Below are 1,264 nucleotides of genomic sequence, written 5' to 3'. Positions count from 1 at the left end.
GGGACTGCTGCACGGATAGGTGACATCTGATCTGGCTTGCCTTCGGGCGGTCGGGAAGGATGTAGCTGTGCCCAAGCCGTACCCCCAGGAGTTCCGTGACGATGTGGTCCGGGTGGCTCGTGATCGTGGAGAAGGCGTCACGATCGAGCAGGTCGCCAACGATTTCGGTGTGCACCCGATGACGCTGCACAAGTGGATGCGACGTGCTGACATCGATGAGGGCCGCAGCCCCGGCGTGACCACCGGCGAGTCCGCTGAACTGCGCGAGGCCCGCAAGCGGATCCGCTTGCTCGAGCAGGAGAACGAGGTGCTGCGTCGGGCGGCGGCGTATCTGTCGCAGGCGAACCTGCCGGGAAAAGGCTCTACCCGCTCGTGAAAGAGCTCGCCGCCGACGGGATTGCCGTCGCGGTGTCGTGTCGGGTACTTCAGCTCTCTCGCCAGCCCTACTACCGGTGGCTGGCCAGCCCGGTCACCGCTGCCGAGCTGGCCGCGGCGTATCGGGCCAACGCCCTGTTCGATGCCCACCGCGAGGACCCGGAATTCGGCTATCGATTCCTCGCCGGGGAAGCCACCACCGTGGGTGAGTCGATGGCCGAGCGGACAGCGTGGCGGATCTGCCGGGACAACGCCTGGTGGTCGGTGTTCGGCAAGAAACGAGGTCGTAACGGCCGACGACCGGGACCACCAGTCCATGACGATCTGGTCCAGCGCAACTTCACCGCCGAGGAGCCAAATCGGTTGTGGCTGACCGATATCACCGAACATCACACCGGTGAGGGCAAGCTCTATCTGTGCGCAATCAAGGACGTGTACTCCGGGCGGATCGTCGGCTACAGCATCGATTCCCGGATGAAGTCTCGGCTGGCCGTGGCAGCGTTGCACAGCGCGGTGGCCCGTCGTGGTGAGGTGGCCGGCTGCATCGTTCACTCCGATCGGGGATCGCAGTTCCGATCGCGAAAGTTCGTACACGCCTTGAATACTCATGGACTAACGGGGTCGATGGGCAAAGTCGGAGCATGCGGGGACAACGCCGCGATGGAGAGCTTTTTTGCGCTCCTACAACGCAACGTGCTCGACCGCCAACGCTGGGACACCCGTGAACAACTTCGGATCGCAATCGTCACTTGGATCGAACGGACCTACCACCGCCGCCGCCGGCAAGTCCGCCTCGGCCGGTTGACGCCCATCGAGTACGAAGCAATGATCAACACCGCCGCTGCCGCGGCATGACACCCAAACCGTCACCTATCCGTGCAGCAGTCCC

The 1,264-nt window shown here is 64.0% G+C and carries 1 protein-coding gene; it reads left to right on the top strand.

The genetic code is table 11. The features are described from left to right. The first annotated feature begins 67 nt into the window (after window positions 1–67). A protein-coding gene (locus ACFUEJ_RS24230; protein ID WP_388032383.1) for an IS3 family transposase occupies window positions 68–1,230 on the top strand; the annotation gives its coding sequence in 2 pieces (ribosomal slippage) (window positions 68–352 and window positions 355–1,230; 1,161 coding nt in all). Window positions 1,231–1,264 lie beyond the last annotated feature (34 nt).

The sequence above is a fragment of the Gordonia sp. NPDC057258 genome (assembly GCF_042668985.1).
Taxonomy (GTDB): Bacteria; Actinomycetota; Actinomycetes; order Mycobacteriales; family Mycobacteriaceae; genus Gordonia; species Gordonia hongkongensis.
Note: the sequence above shows the minus strand (reverse complement) of the source record. Positions and strands in the feature narration are given on the sequence as shown.